The organism is Streptomyces zaomyceticus (assembly GCF_014656215.1).
Lineage (GTDB): Bacteria > Actinomycetota > Actinomycetes > Streptomycetales > Streptomycetaceae > Streptomyces > Streptomyces zaomyceticus.
The window spans coordinates 1-15,539 of the sequence record NZ_BNBZ01000052.1; the positions used below are offsets into that span (position 1 = coordinate 1).

The 15,539-nt window shown below is 73.7% G+C and carries 15 protein-coding genes and 1 other RNA gene; 7 read left to right on the forward strand and 9 right to left on the reverse strand.

Annotated features, from left to right (window positions below; translation table 11 throughout):
• Window positions 1-216 precede the first annotated feature (216 nt).
• Window positions 217-756 carry a DUF1203 domain-containing protein gene (locus tag IE311_RS35140; protein ID WP_189835956.1) on the forward strand — a complete coding sequence of 180 codons (540 nt, stop codon included), beginning with the start codon at window positions 217-219 and terminating at the stop codon, window positions 754-756.
• A gap of 119 nt (window positions 757-875) precedes the next feature.
• Here IE311_RS35140 and rnpB read toward each other — a convergent pair.
• Window positions 876-1,274: RNase P RNA component class A (gene rnpB, locus IE311_RS35145), an RNA gene on the reverse strand.
• Between the two features lie 141 nt (window positions 1,275-1,415).
• On the opposite strand from rnpB, the gene IE311_RS35150 reads away from it, so the two are divergent.
• Together IE311_RS35150 and IE311_RS35155 are read left to right on the forward strand one after the other, a co-directional pair.
• Entirely contained in the window at window positions 1,416-2,189 is a 774-nt protein-coding gene (locus tag IE311_RS35150; protein WP_189835957.1) for a MerR family transcriptional regulator, read from the forward strand.
• Window positions 2,186-3,049 (forward strand): hypothetical protein, encoded by an 864-nt coding sequence (locus IE311_RS35155; RefSeq protein WP_189835958.1) that lies wholly within the window; start codon window positions 2,186-2,188, stop codon window positions 3,047-3,049. Before IE311_RS35150 ends, IE311_RS35155 begins: the two co-directional genes overlap by 4 nt.
• Here IE311_RS35155 and IE311_RS35160 read toward each other — a convergent pair.
• Window positions 2,994-4,436 (reverse strand): RNB domain-containing ribonuclease, encoded by a 1,443-nt coding sequence (locus IE311_RS35160; RefSeq protein ID WP_189835959.1) that lies wholly within the window; start codon window positions 4,434-4,436, stop codon window positions 2,994-2,996. The genes IE311_RS35155 and IE311_RS35160 overlap by 56 nt on opposite strands.
• A 119-nt stretch (window positions 4,437-4,555) precedes the next feature.
• Between IE311_RS35160 and yaaA the strand changes: the two genes are divergently transcribed.
• Together yaaA and eda are read left to right on the forward strand one after the other, a co-directional pair.
• Window positions 4,556-5,323: a peroxide stress protein YaaA gene (gene yaaA, locus IE311_RS35165; RefSeq protein ID WP_189835960.1), complete on the forward strand. Its 768-nt coding sequence runs from the start codon at window positions 4,556-4,558 to the stop codon at window positions 5,321-5,323.
• A 74-nt stretch (window positions 5,324-5,397) separates the two neighbouring features.
• Window positions 5,398-6,036: a bifunctional 4-hydroxy-2-oxoglutarate aldolase/2-dehydro-3-deoxy-phosphogluconate aldolase gene (eda, locus tag IE311_RS35170; RefSeq protein ID WP_189835961.1), complete on the forward strand. Its 639-nt coding sequence runs from the start codon at window positions 5,398-5,400 to the stop codon at window positions 6,034-6,036.
• A gap of 65 nt (window positions 6,037-6,101) precedes the next feature.
• Here the strand turns inward: eda and IE311_RS35175 are convergent, their stop codons facing one another.
• From IE311_RS35175 to IE311_RS35190, 4 genes are all read right to left on the reverse strand, one after another.
• Entirely contained in the window at window positions 6,102-7,532 is a 1,431-nt protein-coding gene (locus tag IE311_RS35175) for a bifunctional RNase H/acid phosphatase (RefSeq protein ID WP_189835962.1), read from the reverse strand.
• The gene (locus IE311_RS35180; RefSeq protein ID WP_189835985.1) at window positions 7,532-8,272 is read right to left on the reverse strand and encodes a zinc ribbon domain-containing protein; all 741 of its coding nucleotides are present in this window, start codon (window positions 8,270-8,272) and stop codon (window positions 7,532-7,534) included. Before IE311_RS35180 ends, IE311_RS35175 begins: the two co-directional genes overlap by 1 nt.
• The gene (locus IE311_RS35185) at window positions 8,269-9,087 is read right to left on the reverse strand and encodes a Nif3-like dinuclear metal center hexameric protein (RefSeq protein ID WP_189835963.1); all 819 of its coding nucleotides are present in this window, start codon (window positions 9,085-9,087) and stop codon (window positions 8,269-8,271) included. Before IE311_RS35185 ends, IE311_RS35180 begins: the two co-directional genes overlap by 4 nt.
• A gap of 502 nt (window positions 9,088-9,589) precedes the next feature.
• A complete protein-coding gene (locus tag IE311_RS35190; protein WP_189835964.1) occupies window positions 9,590-10,627 on the reverse strand; it encodes an ABC transporter substrate-binding protein in 1,038 nt (345 codons plus the stop codon).
• A gap of 261 nt (window positions 10,628-10,888) precedes the next feature.
• On the opposite strand from IE311_RS35190, the gene IE311_RS35195 reads away from it, so the two are divergent.
• Both IE311_RS35195 and IE311_RS37180 read left to right on the forward strand, forming a co-directional pair.
• On the forward strand, window positions 10,889-12,070 hold the full coding sequence (locus tag IE311_RS35195; RefSeq protein ID WP_189835965.1) for a hypothetical protein: 1,182 nt from the start codon (window positions 10,889-10,891) through the stop codon (window positions 12,068-12,070).
• A 48-nt stretch (window positions 12,071-12,118) separates the two neighbouring features.
• Entirely contained in the window at window positions 12,119-12,247 is a 129-nt protein-coding gene (locus tag IE311_RS37180; RefSeq protein WP_268257228.1) for a hypothetical protein, read from the forward strand.
• A 108-nt stretch (window positions 12,248-12,355) separates the two neighbouring features.
• Here IE311_RS37180 and IE311_RS35200 read toward each other — a convergent pair whose 3' ends face one another.
• The 3 genes from IE311_RS35200 to IE311_RS35210 form a co-directional block, all read right to left on the reverse strand.
• The gene (locus IE311_RS35200) at window positions 12,356-13,300 is read right to left on the reverse strand and encodes a 3-oxoacyl-ACP reductase (protein ID WP_189835966.1); all 945 of its coding nucleotides are present in this window, start codon (window positions 13,298-13,300) and stop codon (window positions 12,356-12,358) included.
• 14 nt (window positions 13,301-13,314) lie between these two features.
• A complete protein-coding gene (locus tag IE311_RS35205; RefSeq protein WP_189835967.1) occupies window positions 13,315-14,391 on the reverse strand; it encodes a Zn-dependent alcohol dehydrogenase in 1,077 nt (358 codons plus the stop codon).
• Window positions 14,392-14,495: 104 nt separating this feature from the next.
• Window positions 14,496-15,350, reverse strand: coding sequence for a MaoC/PaaZ C-terminal domain-containing protein (locus IE311_RS35210; RefSeq protein ID WP_189835968.1), 855 nt, complete (start codon window positions 15,348-15,350; stop codon window positions 14,496-14,498).
• Window positions 15,351-15,539: the final 189 nt, after the last annotated feature.

The window sequence follows — 15,539 nt, forward strand, 5'->3', positions numbered from 1 at the left end:
GTCAAGGGTGGGCTTGCCCATCGCGCAAGCGACGCCGTCAGGCGCCCTTGACGCGGTGACGGAGACCGCCACGCTCGGAAAGAGGGCGGCCGCACGCCACACTTCCGAAGCCGGTCCACCCCCAGAACCCCGCCCGAACCCGCACCCACCCACCACCTCGACCGCCCCGTCCGAATTGCGCCAGCACTCCACGTCGCGCCCCATGACGCTGGCCGTATGACGACCCAAACCCACACCGGCACCGGCACCCCCAGCAGCACCCCCACCTACTCCCCCCTCCCCGTCCCGCCCTCCGCCCTCGCCCAACTGCGGGTCGCGGACGACGCGGGGCGCGCCTGCGTGCCGTACACCGCCGTCGAGGGCGGCGATCCCCTGCGTTGCTGTCTGCGCCTCTCCGCCCCGGGCGAGTCGATCGCGCTCGTCTCCTACGCTCCGCTGCGGCGCTGGGCCGCCGAGACCGGGGCCGAGCCGGGCGCGTACGACGAGCAGGGGCCCGTCTTCGTCCACGCGGCCGAGTGCGGCGGGCCCGCGCCCTCGGAGGAGTACCCCTTCGCGCGGGCCGGGGCTCTGCGGACCCTCCGCCGGTACGACACGGCGGGCCGGATCGTCGGGGGCCGTCTTCTGGAGATTCCCGAGGCGACCGGCGAGGGCTTCGACCAGGCCTTCGCCGAGGCGTTCGCCGACCCCGCGGTGGCGCTGGTGCACGTCCGTGCCGTCGAGTACGGCTGCTTCCACTTCGAGGTCCGGCGCCCCTGACGGCACGCCGGTCCTCTCCGGTTCTCTCCGGTTCTCTCCGGTCCCGCCCGGAGGCCCAACGGGAAAGGGCCCCTGTCCAGGCGATGTGCCTGGACAGGGGCCCTTCCCACGTGGGCCGACAGACGAGTCGGGCTGTACGCCGGGTTCTGTGCCCCGGGACCTCGCGGTCGTCGGGGCGACGGCCATCCATCTAGGACCGGCGTTGCCGCCGGCCTCCTGCGGTCTACCCGCGGACTCGGGCGAGCAGCCCTCGAACATCCGCGCAGGGACACCGAGGTGTCCCCTCTTGACCTTGCTCCGAGTGGGGTTTACCTAGCCGCCTGAGTCACCTCAGGCGCTGGTGGTCTCTTACACCACCGTTTCACCCTTACCGGGGACCGAAGTCCTCGGCGGTCTGTTTTCTGTGGCACTGTCCCGCGGGTCACCCCGGGTGGCCGTTAGCCACCACCCTGCTCTGTGGAGCCCGGACGTTCCTCGGGAAGATCCGAGGATCTCCACGCGGCCGTCCGCCCGGCTCGTCTGCCGTGGCGACCATGCTACCCGCCGATTCAGGGGGAGCAGGACGTGTCGGGGTCGGAGCCGAGGGGGTGGGGATCTCGGTGCCGGTCCGGACCGTTCGTGCTTGACCTTGCCGCAACGTCAGGGTTTCTACTGGGCGCATGCGTATCGGCGAGATCGCCGCGCTGGTCGGGGTGACTCCCCGGGCCGTGCGGCACTACCACCAGTCGGGGCTGCTGCCCGAGCCCGCGCGGCGGGCCAACGGATACCGGGAGTACGGCGTCCGGGACGCCGTCCTGCTCGCCCGGATCCGGCGGCTCACCGAGCTCGGGCTCGGGCTCGACGAGGTTCGCGTGGTGCTCGCGGACGACGAGGGGCGGGGGCTCGTGGAGGTGATGGAGGAGCTGTCGCAGGACCTGGCGCGTCAGGAGGCGGAGATCCGGGACCGCCGGGAGCGCCTCGCCACGCTCCTCGACGAGGCGCGGGCGGGCCGGCTGCCCGCCGACGGGCCCTTGTCGCCCGAGCTCTCCGCGCTGCTCGCGGGTCTGGGCGAGCTGCCGGAGTCGCCCATGGCGGCGAAGGACCGGGAGATCCTGGCGCTGCTCGACGCCGTCGTGCCGGAGGCGGAGCGGTCCCGGCTGATGGGGCTCATGGAGGGGGCGGCGGAGCACGCGCGTGAGGTGTACCCGCTGCTCGACGCCCTTTCGGGGGCGGAGGCGGACGATCCCCGGGTCGCGGAGGCGGCCGGGGTGCTCGCGGCCTGTCTGCCGGACGAGCTGGGGGTCGAGATCCCGACCGCCGGGTCGGGCGGCGCCGCCGGTGTCCCCGGCGCGTCCCTCGCCGACGCCCTGTTCGCGGACCTCGCTCCGGCGCAGTCCGCCGCCGTCCACCTGGCGATGCGCCTGGTGCGGGAGCGACGGGAGCAGCGGCCGTGACGGGCTCCGGCGGCACCCGCTCCCCCCTTCTCCGTCTTCTCCGGCTGGTCGCGCGCGTCGCACTCCCCGCCGAGCTCGTTCTCGTCGTCCTTCTCTTCGGCGGGGTCCGGATACCCGGGTCGGTCATCGCCGTCACCGAGGTTCTGGTCGTCGCGCTGCTGCTCGCCGAGGGGCTCGTCTATCTGCGGCTGCGGCGGCGGGGGTTCTCCCGGCGGGAGGCCGTCGCCGAGCTCGTGCCGGAGGCCGTGCTGCGGCTGCTGGGGCACGAGCTGCGGATCACGGAGAGTCTGCTGCGGTGGGCGGCGCGGCGGCCGCACGGGGTCGGCGGCGCGGACGCCGTGTTCCCGCACGCGCGCGACCAGGGGGCGCTGATGTACGGCTTCGCGTTCGTGTGCCTGGTGGAGACCGTCGGCATGTCGTACCTGCTCGCCGACTGGCCCCTGGTCCACACGGTCGTCCTCGTCCTGGACGTCTACACCGTGCTGTTCGTCCTGGGGCTGCACGCCGCCTCCGTGACCCGTCCGCACACGCTCACCGGTGGCGTCCTGCGGCTTCGGCAGGCCGCTCACGTCGACGTGCGCGTTCCGCTGGACCGGGTCGCGGCCGTCCGCCGGGAGCTGCTGTTCTCGCACGAGAAGGCCGAGGGCGAGCTGAATCTCGCGGTCGGTTCGCAGACCTCGGTGACCGTCGAGCTGACCGAGCCGGTGGACGCGCCCCGGCTGCTGGGCGCGCCCCGGCCGGTGCGGCTGATCCGGTTCCACGCGGACGATCCGCGGGCCCTGTACCGGGCGCTCGACGCGGCTCTCACGCGGGTGCGAACAGCACCTTCGCCGTCCCCGGGTCCGCCTCCGCGAGCCTGACGCGCAGCCACTCCCCGAGCGGCAGCCGGGATTCGCCGCCCGCGATGCGGGCGACGACCGCCGGGTCGTCGAGGTGGACGGTGCCGACGGACGGTTCGCGCTCCTTCACGTCGATCACGTAGGCGTCGAAGATCTCGCCGACGCGTTCGCTCAGCAGCGCCGCCTCGACGATGTCGACGCTCTCGCGCTCGACGGTGTTGGCGCGGCGCGAGCCCTCGGCCATCTCGTCGGGGAGGGCGGGCAGGGCGGCCCGGACCCACTCGGGCGGTTCGTCGCCCGCGACGGCGGCGACGCACAGTTCGCCCGCGTACCGGTCGACGAGCCGGCGCAGGGGCGCGGTGCAGTGGGTGTATTCGTCGGCGACGGCGGCGTGCACGGCGGGGGTGGGGATATGGCCGTCGGTGAAGACGGTGTATCCGGCGCCGCGCAGCAGGGTGGTGCACTCCTGGAGGAAGGCGGCGTGGCGCGGGTCGGTGGGGTCGGCGGCGCGGACGACGTCGGCGTACGAGACGTGGTGCGGCCAGTCGACGCCGAGGGCCTGTGCGGAGCGGCGGAGCCGGGCGACGGCGCCGTCGGGGGCGGTGGGGAGGGTGCGCAGGATGCCGGTGCCGGCGGCGGTCATGAGGTCGGCGGCGGCCATCCCGGTGAGGAGGGAGATCTGGGCGTTCCAGCCGTCGGCGGGGAGCGGGGCCCGGTAGGCGAGGGAGTAGGTGTGGTCCTGCTCGACGATCTCCTGTTCGGGGACGTTGAGGGAGATCCCGCCGCGTTCGCCTTCGAGCGCTTCGCGGAGGCGTCCGATCTCGCGGAGGAGGGCGACGGGTTCCTCGGCGGTTCCGCTGTCGATCTGCCGTTGTACGCCCGCGTAGTCGAGTTTGGCCCGGCTGCGGACGAGGGCGCGGCGGACGTCGGTGGCGACGCGGCGGCCTTCGGCGTCGAGGTCGATGCGCCACAGGAGGGCGGGGCGGGGTTCTCCGGGGAGGAGGCTGGCGGCGCCTTCGGAGAGGACGGTGGGGTGGAGGGGGATCTTGCCGTCGGGGAAGTAGAGGGTGAGGACGCGCCGGTGTGCCTCGGTGTCGAGGGCGGAGCCGGGGGTGACGAAGGCGGCGACGTCGGCGATGGCGTAGTGGACGCGGTAGCCGCCGTCGGACCTGCGGGCCAGGTGCATGGCCTGGTCGAGGTCGGTGGAGGTCGGCGGGTCGACGGTGAAGAAGGGCAGGTCGGTGGCGTCGTGCGCGGGGAGCCGGGGGGCCTTCGCGACGGCTTCGGCCTCGGCGAGGACGGCGGGCGGGAAGGCTTCGGGGATCGCGAGCTCGGTACGGAGTGCGCGCAGGGCGGCCCGCAGCGGAGCCTCGGCTGCGCCGGTCACGTGGATGTGGCGGCGGGGCATGGACCGAGCGTATGGGGCGGGGAGGGGTGCGGCACCTTGTACGGGGAGGCGTGCCGTACCTCGTACGCTGGGTTCCCGGGGCCGCACCCCCATCCCCGTACGGACAAAGGAGAACCACCGTGCTCGTGCTGTTGCCGCCCTCCGAGGGCAAGGCCTCCTCGGGGCGCGGGGCGCCGCTCAAGCCGGAGTCGCTGTCGCTTCCGGGGCTCGCCGGGGCCCGGGCGGCGGTCCTGGACGAGCTGGTCGAGCTGTGCGCGGCCGACGAGGAGAAGGCGCGCGGGGTGCTCGGTCTGAGCGAGGGGCTGCGCGGCGAGGTCGCGAAGAACGTGGAGCTGCGGACGGCGGGCGCGCGTCCGGCCGGGGAGATCTACACGGGCGTGCTGTACGACGCGCTGGGTCTGGCGTCCCTGGACGCGGCGGCGAAGAGGCGGGCGGGTCGGTCCCTCCTGGTGTTCTCGGGGCTGTGGGGCGCGGTGCGGGTGACCGACCGGATTCCGTCGTACCGCTGCTCGATGGGGGTGAAGCTGCCGGGGCTCGGTGCGCTGGGCGGGCACTGGCGGGGTGCGATGGCGTCCGTGCTTCCCGAGGCGGCCGGTGACGGGCTGGTCCTGGATCTGCGTTCGTCGGCGTACGCGTCGGCGTGGAAGCCGAAGGGGGAGGTGGCGGCGCGGACGGCGACGGTGCGTGTGCTGCACGCGCCGACCCGGAAGGTGGTCAGCCACTTCAACAAGGCGACGAAGGGGCGGATCGTCCGGAGTCTCCTGGAGGAGGGCGCGGTGCCGCGGTCGACGGAGGAGCTGGTGGGGGCGCTGCGGGACCTTCGGTACGTGGTGGAGGAGAGCGGGAAGCCGGGGGCGCTGGACGTGCTGGTGGACGAGATCCACTAGGGACCCCATCAGGGCTGTTGCGCCCTACGCAACGGTCGTTGCGACTGACGCTCGTCGTGGGCAGGATGAGGCCCATGACGAGCGTGTTCGACCTTGCCCCGGAAACCCCCGTCGTCCCGGTCGTCGTGATCGAGGACGCCGCCGACGCCGTGCCCCTGGCCCGTGCCCTGGTCGCCGGCGGACTGCCGCTGATCGAGGTCACCCTGCGTACCCCGGCGGCCCTGGACGCCGTCCGCGCGATCGCGGCCGAGGTGCCGGACGCGGTGGTCGGCGCGGGAACGGTCGTCTCGGCGGCGGGGGTGGCCGAGGCGGTCGGCGCCGGGGCCCGGTTCCTGGTGAGCCCCGGGTGGACCGAGCGGCTGCTGGGCGCGATGCGGGAGTCCGGGGTGCCGTTCCTGCCGGGCGTGTCGACGGCCTCGGAGGTCGTGGCGCTGCTCGAACAGGGCGTGGACGCGATGAAGTTCTTCCCGGCCGAGGCGGCGGGCGGCGTCCCGTATCTGAAGTCCCTCGCGGGGCCCCTCCCCCGGGCCCGCTTCTGCCCGACCGGCGGCGTCTCCCCCGCCAACGCCCGGGACTATCTCTCCCTGCCGAACGTCGGCTGCGTCGGCGGTACGTGGATGCTGCCGCCCGACGCCCTCGCCGCCCGCGACTGGGCGCGGGTGGAGACGCTGGCGCGCGAGGCGGCGGCGGTACGGGTGCCCGTCGGCGGATGACGTGTCGGCGATGATCTGCCAACGGGTGACCTACCGGCCGAACGTCACCCCGTCGACGGAATCCGTCAGCGCAGGTGGGAGGTGTCGTTGAGGAGGCGTACGGACGCGTTGCCGTCGGCGTAGTAGGCCACGGCCGAGATCGACGCGGCCGACAGCTCCATCCGGAACAGCGACTCCGGCGGGGCGCCGAGCGCGAGCCGGACCAAGGTCTTGATCGGCGTGACGTGGCTGACGAGGAGGACGGTGCGGCCCGCGTAGGCGGCCGCCAGCCGGTCGCGGGTCGTGGCGACCCGGCGGGCGACGGTGGCGAAGCTCTCTCCTCCGCCCGTCGGCGCGGCCTTCGGCGAGGAGAGCCAGGCGTCGAGGTCCTCGGGGTGACGTTCCCGCACCTCGCCGAAGGTCAGCCCCTCCCAGGCGCCGAAGTCGGTCTCGCGCAGCCCCTGTTCGACGCGCACGTCGAGCCCGAGGCGGGCGGCGACGGCGGCGGCGGTCTGCCGACAGCGGGTGAGCGGCGAGCTGACGATCTCCTGGATCGTGCCGCGCGCGGCCAGCGCGTCCGCGACGGCCTCGGCCTGCCGCAGCCCGGCCGCCGAGAGCTCGGGGTCGCTCCCCCCGCTCCCGGAGAACCGCTTCTCGGGCGTGAGGGCGGTCTCACCGTGCCGCAGGAGGACGAAGGTGGCGGGCGCGCCCATGTCGGGGCCGTTGGACCAGCCCTGGGACGCGGACACCACGGGTGCGGAAGCGCCGGACGCGCCGGGTGCGGGTGCGTCAGGAGCGGTTGCGACGGACGCGGTGGCCACGGTCGGGGCCGTCGCCGGATGAGCCGCCTCCGCCTCGAAGTCTCCCGAGGCCGTGAGGGCCTCTTCGGTGGCGAACGCGGCGGCGAACAGCCCCTCGTCGTACCCGGAGGCCGTCGGGGACCCGGGGGCCTTCGCCGAACCCAGTGCCGCCCTCGCGCGGGCCGCGCCCGCCGTCGCGTCGCCGGGAGGGCCCGAAGGGGGCGGGGCGGCGGCATTGCGGGCGGCGGAGGCGTCCAGGGCGGCCGTCGAGGCGGACGGCTCCCACCGGCGGCCCTGCTTGCCCGCGTCCATCGCCTCGTTCGCGAGCCGGTCCGCGTGCTTGTTGCGCTCGCGCGGGATCCACTCGTAGCGCACCCGGCCCGCCGGGAAGACCCGGCCCGCCTCGGCCGCCAGCGGCTTCATGTCCGGGTGCTTGATCTTCCAGCGGCCGGACATCTGCTCGACGACCAGTTTGGAGTCCATCCGGACGTGGACGGTGCAGTCGGGGAACAGGGCCCGCGCCGCCTTCAGGCCCGCGACCAGGCCCTTGTACTCGGCGACGTTGTTCGTCGCCACGCCGATGTACTCGGCGGCCTCCGCGAGCGTCTCGCCCGTCACCGGATCCAGGACCACGGCGCCGTACCCGGCGGGCCCCGGGTTGCCCCGGGAACCGCCGTCCGCCTCGACGATCACCTCACGTGAGGACGACGACGTCATTACAGGCCGGACTCCGACGTGCGGACGAGGATCCGGCGGCAGTTCTCGCAGCGCAGGACCTCGTCCTTGGCCGCGGCACGGACCTCGTTGACCTCGGTGATGTTGAGCTCGATGTGGCAGCCCTCGCACTTGCGCTGGTACAGGCGGGCCGCACCGACGCCGCCCTGCTGGACGCGCAGCTTCTCGTACAGCTTCATGAGGTCCGCCGGGACGGTGCCCGCGACGAGCTCGCGCTCCTTCTCCACGGACGCCTCCTCGGCGGCGATCCCGCCCTCGGCGGCGTCGCGGCGCACGGTCGCGTCCTCGGTCTTGGCCTGGACGGCGGAGACCCGCTCGTTCAGCTCGGTGAGGCGCTCCTGGACGGACTCGCGGCGCTCCATGACCTCGAGGACGATCTCCTCCAGGTCGCCCTGGCGCTTGGCGAGGGAGACGAGCTCGCGCTGGAGGTTCTCCAGGTCCTTCGGGGAGGCGGCACCGGAGTCGAGGCGCTGCTGGTCGCGCGCGGCCCGCTGGCGGACCTGGTCGACGTCCTGCTCGGCCTTGGTCTGCTCACGGCCGCAGTCGCTCTCCTCGGTCTGCGCGGCGACGAGCAGGTCGCGCAGCTGGGTGAGGTCCTTGGTCAGCGACTCGATCTCGGCGTGCTCGGGCAGCGAGCGGCGCTTGTGCGCGAGCTGCTGGAGGCGGACGTCGAGGGCCTGGACGTCGAGGAGGCGGATCTGGTCGGCGGGCGCGGCGTTCAGTTGGGGGCTCCAGGAGAGGTGTGGTGGGAGGACCAGGGGTCGGTGACCGTCTTCGAGACGTGGACACGGAGGTCCCAGCCGTGACGGTCGGAGATCGCGTCGAGCTGGGCGGCGGCCTGCTCGCACCAGGGCCATTCGGTGGCCCAGTGGGCGGCGTCGACCAGGCCCAGAGGCGACTGCTGGGTCGCCTCGGAGACGGGGTGGTGGCGCAGGTCCGCGGTGAGGAAGGCGTCCACGCCGGCGGCTCGTACGGCGTCGAAGAGGCTGTCGCCGGAGCCGCCGCTGACGGCAACGCGGCGCACGGTCATGCCGGGGTCTCCCGCGACCCTGATGCCCTGCGCGGTGGCGGGCAGCCGCTTCGCCGCGCGGGCGGCGAACTCGGCGAGGGTCTCGGGGTGGTCGAGCTCGCAGATCCGGCCGAGGTTGTTCTCGGGGACGAGCGGGCCCGTGACCCGGAGGTCGAGGGCGCCGGCGAGGGCGTCGGAGACGCCGGGGTCGGCGGTGTCGGCGTTGGTGTGCGCGACGTGGAGGGCGATGTCGTGCTTGATGAGGCCGTGCACGACGCGGCCCTTGAAGTGGCCCGCCGCGACGGTCGTCGTTCCGCGCAGGTAGAGCGGGTGGTGGGTGACGATCAGGTCGGCGCCGAGGGCGATCGCCTCGTCGGCGATCTCCTGGACGGGGTCGACGGCGAAGAGCACACGGGTGACCTCGGCGTCGGGGTCACCGCAGACGGTGCCGACGGCGTCCCACGACTCGGCCCGCTCGGGTGGCCAGAGGGCGTCGAGCTCGGCGATGACTTCAGACAGACGGGGCACGAGGGAAAGGCTACCTGGCTTCGTTTTCCGCCCGGACCGGCGCCGCTGTCGCGGAGGTGCTCCGGGGGCGGCCGTCGGGGCCGCCCGGCTCCGCTGTCGCGGAGGGGGCGCGGGGGCCGTCGGGGGCGCCCGGCGGCGCTGTCGCGCAGGTGGTGCGGGGGCCTTCGGGAGCGCCCGGCGGCGCTGTCGTGCAGGTGGTGCGGGGGCCTTCGGGAGCGCCCGGCGGCGCTGTCGTGGCGAGCGGCGCCGGAGCGGAGTCCGGGCGCCGCTCGGGCCGGGGCCGCGGGTTCGGGTCGGCCGGTGCCGGGCGTTCGGGTCGGCCGGCTCCGGGGTTTCGGTCGGCCGGCCTCTCGGCCAGATCGGCGGCGGCTTCTCCGCGCGGCCCGCGGATACCCCTCCGCGTGGCCCGCAGCTGCCTCTCCGCGCGGCCCGCGGATACTTGTCCGCGTGACCTGCGGATACCTCCCCGCACGGCCCGCGGATACCTCCCCGCGGCCCGCGGTTACTTCTTGACGAGGTCCGCGCGCAGGTCGTCGAGGACGCTGTCGGCGGCCGTCACGCCGAGGCCGAGGTACCAGGTCTCGTCGGGGACGTCCTTGGCCCGGCCGGCCTTGACGGCCTTGAGGTTCTTCCAGAGCGGGTTGGCCTGGGCGGCGTCCTTCTTGGTGGCCCTGGCCTCGCCGTAGACACCGGTGAAGATCCAGTCGGCGTCGGCCTCGTCGATCTTCTCCGGGCTGATCTCGGCCGCCAGCTCGTCGATCCGCTGGTTCGCGGGCCGCGGCAGGCCGGTGTCCTCGAGGATGGTGCCGATGAAGGAGGCCTTGGCGTAGAGGCGGATCTTGCCCGGGAGGTAGCGGACCATCGAGACGGTCGGCTTGTCGGGGCCGATGTCCGTGCCCAGCCGCTTCGCCTTGGTCTCGTACGCGGCGAGCTTCTCCTCGGCCTCGGCGGTCCTGTCGAGCGCGGCGGCGTTGAGGAGGTAGTTCTCCTTCCAGGTGAAGCCCGGGCGGATGGAGAACACGGTGGGCGCGATCTTCGACAGTTCGTCGTACTTGTCGGCGGCGCGCAGCTGGCTGCCGAGGATCAGGTCGGGCTGGAGGTTGGCGATGGCCTCCAGGTTGAGGTTGTTGATCGTGCCGACGGACTTCGGGGTGCCGGCGTCCTTGGCGAGGTAGGCCGGGATGCCGTCGTCGCCCTCGGAGGGGGCGTAGCCGACGGGCTTGATGCCGAGGGAGACGACGTTGTCGAACTCGCCGACGTCGAGGACGACGACCCGCTGGGGTGCGGCCTTCAGTTCGGTCGTGCCGAGGGCGTGGGTCAGGGTGCGCGGGAACTGGCCGGCCTTGGCGTCGGTGCCCATGGCCGCGGTCTTCGCGGCGGCGTCGCCGAAGTCCTTGCCGCCGGTGGCGACGTCCTTCTTCTTGGTCGCGTCCTCCTTCGCGGCGCCGGCGGTTCCTCCGTCGCCTCCTCCGCAGGCCGCGAGCGAGAGTGCGGCGACGAGGGCGACGGCGGCGGCGGTGCCGCGGCGGCGGAGGGACATGATGAGGGCTCCTGTACGTGTCCTGGCGGGGAGACGGGCGCGACCGGCCGGAGCGTGGCGCTCCGTCCGGGGTGCCCGGCCGGAAGCCGAGACTCCGTTTAGGTTCGCCTTACCTTACTCATCACCGGCACACTCCAGCACACCCGCCCCCCGGCGCTCGGCAGAACCGCCGCAGGGCCACCCTTATGTGTGAAGTGACCCTGCTCGTGTTGTTCGGCTGGAAGTGCGAAAACTAGCTTCATGGCCGGAGGTGACGAGTCGATGACAGCGTGTGCCATCGAGATCACGGCCGAGGACGACGACCGCGACGGGGAACTCCCCGGCGGCGTCGGCCGGCCGACGGCTTTCACGATCACGGCGAACGGCGCGTACGCGGCCAGGCTCGCGGGCGACGGGGACGCCCTGTACGTGGAGAGGTGGACCCTCGACGGTCCGGAGCCGTACGCCGTACCGCTCCCCCTGGGCCAGCCGGAGGAACGGGGCACCCAGCTGCTGCCCCTCGCCGACGGCCGGGTCCTGGTCGCCCGCCGCGTGGACGGGCGCCGGAACACGTTCTCGCTGCTCTACCCCACGGGTCCGGCCACCGGCGAGCTCCGGCTCGGCTCCGTGGAGGCCCCGGGCTCCGAGCGGCTGGTGCTGCTGCCGCCCTCGCCGGACGGCATCTGCGCGTACGCGATGTGCGTCGGCCCCGACACGACCACCCTGTGGCTGGTCGCGGGCGGGGCCTTCGGCCCGGAGCGGGTGGCGGAGGTCGAGGGCCGCTGCACGGGCGGGATATGGCTCGACCGTACGGGCCGGATGCTCGCGCTCGACCGGCGGCTCGACGGCGGGCCGGTGAAGGCCGTCGCCGTCGACCTGGAGCGGGGCGGTGAGGTGTCGCCGCTGCTCCAGATCACCGAGGACAGCGACGACCGGCTGCTCCTCGCCGACCCGGACAGCGGACTGCTCCTGATCCGCTCCGACGCTCCCTCCCCGGGGCACGACCGGCTGGGCTGGGGCGTCCTCGGGAGTCTGCTGCCGGTGCGGTTCCCGGAGTGCCTGCGGCTGGACGACGCGGCCGTGACGCCGTTCGCGGTCCAGCCGGGGCAGGTGCTGATGCCGGAGAGCTGCCGGGTGGCGCTGCGGATCGACGCGGCGGGCGGCAGCTGGGTGGGCACCTGGCAGCCGTCGGCCCGCCGGATGGGCCAACTGGCCGCACCCGTGGGCTGGCTGGCCGGGTCGGGACTGTGGACGGCCGGTGGCGTGCTCCGATTGCCGTACGCGACGGTCGGGGCGCCCTGCGGGCTCGCGGACGTGGAGCCTCCGCCGGAGCCGGAAGCGGGGCCGGGGCGGGAGTCCGAGCCGGCGGCGGTGACGCCGGCGACGGCCGCCGAGGAGCCCCGGGTGTGCCGTCCGGTCCCTCTTCAGCAGGCACCGCTCACGGACCGCAGGCCCGCTGGATAGACTCTCGGGCTGCACAGCAGGACCGATGTCAACGGGGTGAGTTCGACCATGTCGGAGAACAACACGAACGGGCAGGAGCCGAACGGCTCCGGCAAGCACCGCGGTGAGGCCGCGCCGACGGAGGACTCCGCGTCCTCCCCGCACGGCCGCCACCGCCGCGAGCCCGTCTCGCAGTAACAGGCGGTACCGGATCGGGCGAAGGGCCCCGGGTCACCCGGGGCCCTTCGTCCTCCCCACCATCCCCCTCCCGGCCGAGCCGCACCCCGGCCGGTGGCCCCTCCGCCCTCAGCCCTTCTTCAGGCCGAGCACCTCGGACGCCGCGAAGGTCTCGCCCGCCGGACGGGACGCGTAGTGCGGGCTCAGCAGGCCGTCCAGTTCCTCGTACGTGAACGACTCCTTGGCCGTGTCGAACTTGGCCGACACCCGCGGCCGGTCCACGATCGCCACCATCCCGCCGTGCACGACGAGCAGCTGGCCGTTGACCCCGGCCGCCGCCGGCGAGGCGAGATAGCCGACGAGGGGCGCCACGTGCTCCGGCGACAGCGGGTCGAGCTCGCCCTCGGCGGTCGGCTCGGCGAAGCCGGCGAAGACGTCCTCCGTCATCCGGGTCCTGGCCCGGGGGCAGATGGCGTTGGCCGTCACCCCGTAGCGGGCGAGGGCGAGCGCCGTCGAGGTGGTCAGGCCCACGATGCCGCCCTTGGCCGCCGCGTAGTTGGGCTGACCGGCCGAGCCGGCGAGGAAGGCCTCGGAGGAGGTGTTGACGATCCGGCCGTACACGCCGGTCTCCCCCGCCTTGGCCCGGCCTCGCCAGTGCACGGCGGCGAAGTGGGTGGTGTTGAAATGGCCCTTGAGGTGGACCCGTACGACCGAGTCCCACTCGTCCTCGCTCATCGAGAAGACCATCCGGTCGCGGAGGATGCCCGCGTTGTTGACCAGGATGTCCAGCTTGCCGAACTCCTCGACGGCCAGGTCGACGAGGGCTCGCGCCGACTCGAAGTCGGAGACGTCGCCGAGGTGGGCGACCGCCCGGCCGCCCGTCGCGCGAATCTCCGCCACGACCTCCTCGGCGGGCGCGGCGGAAGCCGTGCCCGAGCCGTCGCGGCCGGGCTGTCCGTAGTCGTTGACGACGACGGCGGCGCCGAGCCGGGCCAGTTCCAGGGCCTCGGCGCGGCCGAGCCCCCGACCGGCGCCGGTGACGATCGCACTGAGTCCCTCAAGCGGGAGTGACATGGGTCGGGGTCCTCTCAGATCTCGATGCAGGTGCGGAGGGCGGCGCCCGTACGCATCTGCTCCAGGGCCTCGTTGATGCCCGCGAGCGGGACCCGGTGGGTGATGAGCGACTCCAGGTCGATACGGCCCGCCCGCCAGAGCGCGATGGCCCGTTCGTACGAGCGGAGCACGTCCCCGCCGCCGTACATGGAGGGCAGGATCCGCTTCTCGTCGAAGAACAGCTCGAACATGTTGAGCTGGAGGTTGTCGTCCATCGCGCCCGCGCCGACGACGCAGAGGGTGCCGCCGCGCCGGGTGGTCTCGTACGCGGTGCGGGCGGTGGCGGAGCGGCCGACGACCTCGAAGACGTAGTCGAAGCCCTCGCCGCCGGTGATCCGCTGCTTGGCATCGGCCAGCGCGTCCGGGGCGACGGCCTCGGTGGCGCCGAAGCGCAGCGCGGCCTCGCGCCGGGACTCGACCGGGTCGACGGCGACGATCTGGGCGGCGCCCTGGAGCTTGGCGCCCTGGATCGCGGAGATGCCGACGCCGCCGCAGCCGATGACGGCGACGGACGAACCGGCTTCCACCTTCGCCGTGTTGATGGCCGCGCCGAGGCCGGTCGTGACGCCGCAGCCGATGAGGGCGGCGATGTCGAAGGGCACGTCGTCGGGGATCGGGACGGCGCAGCCCGCGTCGACGACGACCTCCTCGGTGAAGGTGCCGGTGCCGGCGAAGCCGAAGACGTCCCCGCCGGGGCGCTTGAAGTTGGGCGTGCCGGCGTTCATGAATCCGGCCAGACAGAGCTGGGTCTGGCCGCGCTTGCAGGCGGGGCAGCTGCCGCAGGCGGGCAGCCAGCAGAGCAGCACCCGCTGGCCCTGGGTGAGTCCGGTGACGCCGTCGCCGACGTCGAGGATCTCGCCCGCGCCCTCGTGGCCGGGGATGAAGGGGGCGGGCTGCGGGAGGACGCCGCTCATCGCGGAGACGTCGGAGTGGCACAGGCCGGTGGCCCGGACCCGGATCTTCACCTTGCCGGGGCCGAAGCCCACCGCCTCGACGTCGTCGAGCACTTCGAGCTTGTCCTGGCCGATCTCGTGCAGTACGGCTGCGCGCATGGTGCGGCTCCCTCCGGGATGGGTCTACGAGTGCCGGGCCGGGCCTACGAGCACCGGGCCGGGTGTGCGAGCGCCGGGCCGGGTGTGCGAATGCCGGGCCGGTTCTACGAGTGCTCGACGAGGGTGTCGGCGAGCACGGGTGCGTCCTCGCGCTCCACGGCCGTCACGGTCGCCTGGACGCGGCCCTCGTCGGCCCACATCCGGATGCGCAGGGTCTCGCCGGGGAAGACGATCCCGGCGAATCGGGTGCGGTACGAGCGGACGCGGGCGACGTCTCCGCCGAGCACCGTGTCCACCACCGCCTTGAGGGTCATGCCGTACGTGCAGAGTCCGTGCAGGATCGGCCGGTCGAAGCCGGCGAGCGCGGCGAACTCGGGGTCCGCGTGGAGCGGGTTCCAGTCGCCGGAGAGGCGGTAGAGCAGGGCCTGCTCCTCGCGTACGGGCCGCTCGACGGTCTTGTCGGGCTCGCGGTCCGGGAGTTCGAGGCGCTCGGAGGGTCCGCGGTCGCCGCCCCAGCCGCCCTCGCCGCGGACGAAGATCTGCGCGTCGCTGGTCCACAGCGGGCCGTCGTCGTCGGCGACCTCGGAGCGCAGGACGAGGACGGCGGCCTTGCCCTTGTCGTGGACGGCGGCCACGCGGGAGGTGGTGACGGCCCGGCCGGTCACGGGGACGGGCCGGTGGAGGGTGACCGACTGGCCGCCGTGCAGGACGGCGGCGAGGTCGATGTCGACGCCGGGGGCGGAGAGCCCGCCGACGACACCCATTCCGGCGCCCGCGACGGTGGCGAAGCTGGGCAGGACGTGGAGCCTGGATTCGAGGGTGTAGCGGAGCTCGTCGGGGTCGGTCGCCGGGGTGCCGGCGCCCAGTCCCAGGTGGTAGAGCTGGACGTCCTTGTGGTCCCAGGAGATCTCGGCGCTGCGGGGTTCGGCGGCGACGGCCTTGGCGGGGTCGATGGGCATCGGGCTGCTGCTCCTCGTGGGCGGGGAAGACCTCGGCGCGGCCGTCCGCACCGTCGGCCGCACCGAGGCCGTGCGGGGACCGTCCCGTACGCGGCCGTTCTAGAACGCGTTCTAGGTCGGTGATCCCCATGTATAGCCGAGCCGGGGAGAGTTGGGAACCCTCCCGACAGCCGTCAGCTGACGGTACGT

Bases quoted from the DNA above. Each gene is read 5' to 3' on its own strand.
- IE311_RS35140 (WP_189835956.1), top strand. From the start codon at position 217: ATGACGACCCAAACCCACACCGGCACCGGCACCCCCAGCAGCACCCCC.
- IE311_RS35150 (WP_189835957.1), top strand. From the start codon at position 1,416: ATGCGTATCGGCGAGATCGCCGCGCTGGTCGGGGTGACTCCCCGGGCC.
- IE311_RS35160 (WP_189835959.1), bottom strand. From the start codon at position 4,436: ATGCCCCGCCGCCACATCCACGTGACCGGCGCAGCCGAGGCTCCGCTG.
- eda (WP_189835961.1), top strand. From the start codon at position 5,398: ATGACGAGCGTGTTCGACCTTGCCCCGGAAACCCCCGTCGTCCCGGTC.
- IE311_RS35175 (WP_189835962.1), bottom strand. From the start codon at position 7,532: ATGACGTCGTCGTCCTCACGTGAGGTGATCGTCGAGGCGGACGGCGGT.
- IE311_RS35190 (WP_189835964.1), bottom strand. From the start codon at position 10,627: ATGTCCCTCCGCCGCCGCGGCACCGCCGCCGCCGTCGCCCTCGTCGCC.
- IE311_RS35195 (WP_189835965.1), top strand. From the start codon at position 10,889: ATGACAGCGTGTGCCATCGAGATCACGGCCGAGGACGACGACCGCGAC.
- IE311_RS37180 (WP_268257228.1), top strand. From the start codon at position 12,119: ATGTCGGAGAACAACACGAACGGGCAGGAGCCGAACGGCTCCGGCAAG.
- IE311_RS35200 (WP_189835966.1), bottom strand. From the start codon at position 13,300: ATGTCACTCCCGCTTGAGGGACTCAGTGCGATCGTCACCGGCGCCGGT.
- IE311_RS35205 (WP_189835967.1), bottom strand. From the start codon at position 14,391: ATGCGCGCAGCCGTACTGCACGAGATCGGCCAGGACAAGCTCGAAGTG.
- IE311_RS35210 (WP_189835968.1), bottom strand. From the start codon at position 15,350: ATGCCCATCGACCCCGCCAAGGCCGTCGCCGCCGAACCCCGCAGCGCC.